The organism is Streptomyces sp. NPDC047002 (assembly GCF_040704505.1).
Taxonomy (GTDB): domain Bacteria; phylum Actinomycetota; class Actinomycetes; order Streptomycetales; family Streptomycetaceae; genus Streptomyces.
In genome coordinates this window covers 99111-105110 of record NZ_JBEYWC010000025.1, presented here as the reverse complement: position 1 = coordinate 105110, position 6000 = coordinate 99111, and the positions used below count along the sequence as shown (strand labels likewise).

At 74.9% G+C, this 6000-nt stretch carries 5 protein-coding genes; all 5 read right to left on the bottom strand.

The genetic code is table 11. The features are described from left to right. Positions 1-72: 72 nt before the first annotated feature. The 5 genes from AB0910_RS22415 to AB0910_RS22395 all read right to left on the bottom strand — a co-directional run bounded on the left by AB0910_RS22415 (position 73) and on the right by AB0910_RS22395 (position 5958). Complete coding sequence (locus tag AB0910_RS22415; RefSeq protein WP_366746381.1) at positions 73-1026, bottom strand: hypothetical protein; 954 nt, start codon at positions 1024-1026, stop codon at positions 73-75. After that, a complete protein-coding gene (locus tag AB0910_RS22410) occupies positions 1026-2324 on the bottom strand; it encodes a VWA domain-containing protein (protein ID WP_366746380.1) in 1299 nt (432 codons plus the stop codon). Before AB0910_RS22410 ends, AB0910_RS22415 begins: the two co-directional genes overlap by 1 nt. A 311-nt stretch (positions 2325-2635) precedes the next feature. Next, positions 2636-3103 carry a lamin tail domain-containing protein gene (locus AB0910_RS22405; protein WP_366746379.1) on the bottom strand — a complete coding sequence of 156 codons (468 nt, stop codon included), beginning with the start codon at positions 3101-3103 and terminating at the stop codon, positions 2636-2638. A gap of 202 nt (positions 3104-3305) precedes the next feature. Then, entirely contained in the window at positions 3306-4451 is a 1146-nt protein-coding gene (locus tag AB0910_RS22400; protein ID WP_366746378.1) for an XdhC/CoxI family protein, read from the bottom strand. A gap of 49 nt (positions 4452-4500) precedes the next feature. After that, positions 4501-5958 (bottom strand): NCS2 family permease, encoded by a 1458-nt coding sequence (locus AB0910_RS22395; RefSeq protein WP_366746377.1) that lies wholly within the window; start codon positions 5956-5958, stop codon positions 4501-4503. Positions 5959-6000: the final 42 nt, after the last annotated feature.

Below are 6000 nucleotides of genomic sequence, written 5' to 3'. Positions count from 1 at the left end.
GCCGGCGCGCGGGGGGGGGGGGGGGGGGGGGGGGGGCGGGGGCCCCCCCCCCCCCCCCCGGGGGGGGTCGGGTCAGTACCCGGGCGGCGGGGTGGGCCGCCTGCGGGGGCGGGTGACGTGGTAGCCGCCGATGCCCGCGAGCGCCGCGGCGACCGCGCCGCCGCCCGTCCACAGCCAGCGGTCGGTCCACCAGCCGGAGGACCAGCCGCCGTCCGGCGCGTCGGCGGGCTGCGCCACGGTCTCCACGGCGGGCGAGGACGAGGCGTCCGAGCCGTCGTCCGAGCCGCCGACGACCGGGTCGCCGCTGCCCGGGCCCGCGGAGTCCGTGCTGTCGGCGCTCGCCGAGTCGTCGCCGTCGCCGGAGAGCGCCGCGCCGGGCACCAGCGGGGCGCCGAGCCTGCCGCCCACCGCGAAAGCGCCGCCTGCCGAGGGCGCGTCGAGCGTCACGTCCGCCGTCATCGGCAGGCCGAGGTCGCCCTGGGCCGCGCCGACGGCCGTGAGCCTGACGTAGTAGTCACCGGGCAGCGGGTCGTCCGACCAGGGCTCGGCCCAGGCCCGTACGGTGCGCAGCGCGCAGCGCAGCTCGACGGTGTCCTGGTCGGGCGCGAGGGTCTTCGTCTGCGCCCCGTACCGGCACGGCTGGCGGCGCCGCAGCCCGTCGTAGACGTCGACCTGCCAGGTCGTGTCGCCCGAGCGTACGGACGAGGCGGGGAAGGTGACCTTCGCCGTCACCGTCGGCCGCCGCCCCGCGTCGACGGGCACGCGCCAGTACAGGTAGTCGCCCGACGAGGCGTCGGCCGTGGCGTGCTGCCCCGCCTGGAACAGCTGGGCCGTGCGGAAGGACGTGCCCGCCTCCGTGGGGCCCTGCCCGCCGTCGTCCGACGCGCCGGGCGAGGGCGAGGCGTCGTCGGCTGCCGCCGCGCCCGCGCCGCCGAGCAGCAGGGCGGAAGCAGCGAGCAGCAGCGCGGCGCCGGTGCGTGTCGTGCGTGCGGTGCGTGCGGTGCGTGTCGTGCGTGCCGACCTCATCAGTTGGACCTCCAGATCGCCACACGCCACCGCGAGACCCAGCCCCATACGACGCCGGCGGCGAAGCCGACGACGATCAGGGCGCCGATCAGCCACCAGCCGCGCCCGAGCCCGAACGACGCGGCGTCCGAGGCGTCGTGCGGCGCGTCGACCAGGCCCACGGCCAGCTCGACCGGCAGTCCTGGCGCGGTCTTCACCGAGGCGGGCGCCGAGTAGGAGTTGCTGACTTCGAGGCAGACGGTCTCGGCGGCGGACGCGGCGCCGTCGTCCGACGAGCCGCCGCCGGGCCTCGGGTAGCGCAGGCCGGTCGAGACGGCGTCGGTGCGCCCGCTGCCCGCCTCCGTGCCCCGTACGATCTCCCGGCCGTGGGTGGTGACCGCGCGCAGCAGCACCCCGTAGTCGGGGTTGACGGCCCGGTCGTCCGCGACGCTCACCGAGGCGCGCAGCTCCTGGCCCGGCGCGACGGCGACACGGTAGAAGCGGTGCTGGGCGAACTCCTCGCGGTCGCTGTAGAGGCCGGGGGCGAGCGCGGGCGCGGACGAGCAGTCGTCGGTGCCGTGCGTGGCGACGGGGGTGGCCGCGGGGTCCGCCGCGCGGTGCACCAACTGGCCCACCCGGCCGGAGAGTTCCGCCCGGTGCTTGACGGAGGTGTAGGTGCCGCCGGTGGCTTCTGCGATGCAGGAGAGCTGCCGCTGCGTCTTCGCGTCGGGGACCAGGCCGAGGGTGTCGATGGTCAGGTGGATGCCCTTGGCGGCGATCTCCCGCGCCACGTCGCACGGGTCGGGCGGTGAGCAGGTGTCCTCGCCGTCGCTGATGAGGACGATCCTGCGGCTCGCCTCGCCGCCCGCGAGGTCGTCGGCCGCGGCGAGCAGCGCGGGCCCGATGGGCGTCCAGCCGGTGGGCTCCAGGGTGCCGACCGCGGTCTTGGCCTCGTCGCGGTCGAGCGGGCCCACCGGGTAGAGCTGCCTGGTGTCCTTGCAGCCGAGCGCGAGGCTCTTGCCCGGGTAGGTGGCGCCGAGGGTGCGGATGCCGAGGTCGACGCCCTGCGGCACGCCGTCGAGGACCTGGTCGAACGCCTGCTTCGCCGCGGTCATCCTGGTCTGCCCGTCGATGTCGCGGGTGCTCATCGACCCGCTGACGTCGAGCACGAGGTCGACCTTGGCTGTGGGCACCTTGTCGGGCGCCATGGCACCGGGGCCGCTGTCGTCGGCCGCGGCGGTCGCGGGCGCGAGGAGGCCGAGGGACAGGGCGGCCAGCAGCGCGCTCGCGGCGGCCGCCGACCGTTTTCTTATGATCATCGCCGGATGATAGTGACATCGGGCAGCCGGGCCAAAACGCGAGGTGACGGCCCGTCAGTTTTTCATGACGGTGTGTCCGGGCCGCGGGGGCGGCCGGTCCGTGCGGCCGGGGCGGGGCAGCCGCGGGGGGATCGGGGCGGGGAGGATCGCGTCCCGCCCCTTGCCCGTGCCCGGTGTGCGCGGGACACTCCCCGGGAGCGCTCCCACGCCGGGGCGCCGTATCCGTTCCGCGCCGTGCCCGTGGGGGGTCACGGCGCGGAACGGCCCCCGGGGGCCCTGGCGGGCCGCCACGGGGGCCGCGATGTCCGGGGTCAGCGCTCCCTGCGGCCCGACCAGTGCTTCACGTCCACCACTCGGTGGCGGCTGTCGCGCAGGGTGGCGGTGTCGTTGTTGTCCCAGATGTAGTGGCGGCTGTCCTGGAAGACGTCGCGGCCCGTGTCGCGGCCCACTCCGGTGTGCACGCGCACCGAGGAACGCCCGGCGAGGCGCACGTTCTTGAAGCGGTACACGTGGCTGCCGTCCTTGGCGAGCGTCCAGCCCTTGAGGTCGACCGGCTTCCTGCCGGTGTTGGAGACGGTGACCCACTCGCCGTTGAGGCTCCGGTTGGAGCGGTCGTCGCGTCCCGGGCTGTCGTACCGGACGGCCCCGATGACGACGGGCGAGTGCGGCGCGCGGTGGTGGGGCGCGTGCCCCGCGGCTGCGGCCGGGAGGACGGCCGACGCCGTGACGGCGGCCGCGCCGATGAGGACCGCTGCGGTGCGGGGTGCGGAGCTGAACATGGAGAACCTCCTGCATACGGCGCCCTTGAAGGGCGCCTACAGTGCCTGCGTCCGGCCCGTCGCCGGACACGCTCACACTGTGCGGGACCGTGTGCGGCGGTGGTGAAAAGTACGGGAACGGGTTACGGAATCCAGACATGTGCGCACCCGTGGTGATCCCGGCGCACACGCCCCCGCGCGTGGTGCCCCCGCGCACCACGCGTCACGCCATCGAGCCGGCGCGCCGCCGTGCCCGCCCCGCGCGGTGGATCGGCGTCCTGCCGGCGGTGAGCGGCGCGCCGGTGCCGCCGTGGCGTACGGCGACGATCTCGGCGGCGATCGACAGCGCGGTCTCCTCGGGGGTCCGCGCCCCGAGGTCGAGGCCGATCGGCGAGCGCAGCGCGGCGAGTTCGCGCTCGGTGAGCCCGGCGTCCCGCAGCCGTCCGAGCCGCTGCTCATGGGTGCGACGGGAGCCCATCGCGCCGACGTACGCGACGGGCAGCCTGAGCGCGACCTCCAGCAGCGGCACGTCGAACTTGACGTCGTGGGTGAGCACGCACAGCACGGTCCGCGCGTCGGTGGCGGTGGCCGCGAGGTAGCGGTGCGGCCACTCCACGACGACCTCGTCGGCGCCGGGGAAGCGGTCGGCGGTGGCGAAGACGGGCCTGGCGTCGCAGACGGTGACGTGGTGGCCGAGGAACTTCCCCGCGCGCACCAGGGCGGCCGCGAAGTCGACGGCGCCGAAGACGATCATCCGGGGCGGCGGGACGCTCGACTCCACGAGCAGGGTGACGGGCCTGCCGCACCGCGAGCCGTCGGCGCCGATCACGGCCGTGCCGGTGCGTCCGGCGGCGAGCAGGGCGAGGGCCTCGGCAGCCGCCGTACGGTCGAGCACGGGGTGGCCGCCGAGCGAACCCTCGCTCCTGCCGTCCTGCCGTACGAGCAGGGCGCGGCCGAGCAGGTCCGCCGGACCGTCGACGACCCGGGCCACGGCGACCGCTTCCCCGGCCGCGGCGGCGGCGAGGGCGGCGGCGACCACGGGGCGGTCCCGCGCGTCGGCCCGTACCGGTGTGATGAGGATGTCGATGACACCGCCGCAGGTCAGGCCCACGGCGAAGGCGTCGTCCTCGCTGTAGCCGAAGCGCTCGACGACGCTCTCGCCGGTGGTGAGCGCCTCGGTGGCGAGCTCGTAGACGGCGCCCTCCACGCAGCCGCCCGAGACCGATCCGACGACGGTGCCCGCCCGGTCGACGGCGAGTGCGGCGCCCGGGGTGCGGGGCGCGCTGCCGCCGACGGCCACGACGGTGGCCACGGCGAAGTCGCGCCCCTGCCCGACCCACCGGTGGAGCTGCTCGGCGATGTCCAGCATGGTGGTTCTCCGTAAGTTGTCAGGTGGCCCTGGGAGGGCCGGCCCGGCGTCAGGAGACGCCGAGCCAGGACTCGATGGGGTGCAGGGCGTAGAAGACGCTGAAGATCGCGGTGAGGCCCCACATGAAGGCGCCGATCTCGCGTATCCGGCCCTGGGCGACGCGGATGGCGACGTAGGAGACGGTGCCCGCCGCGACGCCCGCGGTGATGGAGTACGTGAACGGCATCAGGACGACCGTGAGGAACGTGGGGAGCGCGACAGCGCGGTCGCCCCACTCCACGAAGCGCGCGTTCTGCATCATCATCGCGCCGATCACGACGAGGGCCGCGGCCGCGACCTCGCCCGGCACGATCCGGGTGAGCGGGGTGAAGAAGAGGCAGGCGGCGAAGAGGAGCCCGGTGACGACGGAGGCGAGGCCGGTGCGCGCGCCCTCGCCGACGCCGGTCGCGGACTCCACGAACACGGTCTGGCCCGAGCCGCCGACCACGCCGCCGACGACGCCGCCCGTGCCGTCGATGAACAGCGCCTTGGACAGGCCCGGCATGCGGCCCCTCGCGTCGACGAGCCCGGCCTCGTTGCCGACGCCGATGATGGTGGCGATCGCGTCGAAGAACCCGGCGAGCACCAGGGTGAACACGATCATCCCGACGGTCAGGCCGCCGACCTGGCCCCAGCCGCCGAACCTGAGGTCGCCGAAGAGGGAGAAGTCAGGCATCGACACGGCGCTGCCGTGCAGGGCGGGCGCACCGCTCCCCCACTGCCTCGGGTCGACCACCCCGGACGCGCTGAGCACCACGGCGACGACGGTGCCCGCCACGATGCCCATCAGGATCGCGCCGGGGACGCGGCGCGCCTGGAGCATGAAGATCGCCAGGAGGGTGACGCAGAAGATCAGCACGGGCCAGCCGGTGAGCTGGCCTGCGGGCCCCAGGGAGAGCGGGTTGCCGCCGTGCGCCGGGTGTACGAAGCCCGCCTTGACCAGGCCGATCAGCGCGATGAACATCCCGATGCCCATGGTGATGGCGTGTTTCAGCGGCAGCGGGATGGCGTTCATGACCTTCTCCCGCAGCCCGGTGGCGACGAGCAGCATGATCACGACGCCGTACATGACGCACATGCCGAACGCCTGCGGCCAGGTCGTCACGGGCACGACCTGCGTGGAGACGACGCTGGACACGGAGAGCCCGGCGGCGAGCGCGAGCGGCGCCCTGCCGACGAAGCCCATGAGCAGGGTGGTGAAGGCGGCGCCGGTGGCGGTCGCGGTGATCAGGGCCTGCTGGCCGAGGGTGTCGCCCGCCACGTCCTTGCCGGAGAGGATCAGCGGGTTGAGCAGGAGGATGTAGGCCATCGCCATGAAGGTCGTGAGACCGCCGCGCAGTTCGCGGCCGACGGTGGACTCCCGGTCGGAGATGTGGAAGTAGCGGTCGAGCCAGGACCGGCCGGCGGGCGGACGCGAGCCGGTGCCCGCGTCCTCGGGCGTGGTCGTGGCGACGTGCGAGGGGGTCATGATGCCTGCTCCCAAGGTTCACAGGGGCACCCGCCCCGCAGG